This window comes from Brevibacillus sp. GCM10020057, assembly GCF_042683565.1.
In the GTDB taxonomy this organism is placed as follows: Bacteria; Bacillota; Bacilli; order Brevibacillales; family Brevibacillaceae; genus Brevibacillus.
In genome coordinates this window covers 1-777 of record NZ_JBHUJW010000045.1, presented here as the reverse complement: position 1 = coordinate 777, position 777 = coordinate 1, and the positions used below count along the sequence as shown (strand labels likewise).

Below are 777 nucleotides of genomic sequence, written 5' to 3'. Positions count from 1 at the left end.
GCATCCAGCCTGGCGATTCGTTTCATTTCTGACGTGTCCGCTTGCTTGGAAGGTCGGCCGAGCGGAGGCCCGCTGAGACGAATGCCATGTTCTTTGCAGTACGCACGATTCTCTCGGTTTCGGTAGATTTGATCCGCCAACACTTCTTTCGGATACACGCCGAACCGAGCTTTGTACGTCTCTACGGATTCAATCAAGGTGACGCCTTCGTTGAAATTGTCCCACTGCCGACGCTCTATGAAGGCGAACCCCTGCACCATGCTGACGGACACCTTCGCCCCGAATTCGACTTTCGCTTTGGCTTTCCCACGAACGATCGGGCGAATATGCGGTTGATGAATGCTGACGATCCGATCCTCCACATGATGGACTCGCTTCGCATGCATCCATCTCTGTTGGCGATACAACTCCTGAATGACGAGCAGTTGTTTGTACTGCCTTTTGCTAAGCACGGTGAGCGGTGTGATGGCCGCAAGTTCTTCAATGATTCGAAGATCTCGCCTGATGAAAGCGAGTTGCTTGCCGATCCCCCGCCGCAGTGCCCGATATCCGATTCGGCGTTGCTTGGCGAGAGTCAAGTACGCGCGGCGTGCCTTTGCTCGATAGGTGCGCGGTTTCGGACGATGGCCCACGTGTGGCTCATGCAATACGTCGATGATCGTTTCCAGCTTCTCCCGGGCCTCGTTCAATAAGGTAATGTCCGTCGGATACGCGACGTCGGCAGGCGCACAGGTCGCATCAAGCAGCAGCGTTCCTTGGTTCGGGTCTGGCTCTGAG

The 777-nt window shown here is 55.7% G+C and carries 1 protein-coding gene; it reads right to left on the bottom strand.

Annotated elements, in window-relative coordinates; all coding sequences use genetic code 11:
• The coding region (locus ACFSO0_RS19730; RefSeq protein ID WP_376883423.1) for a transposase at positions 1-777 on the bottom strand (777 nt) is incomplete at both ends.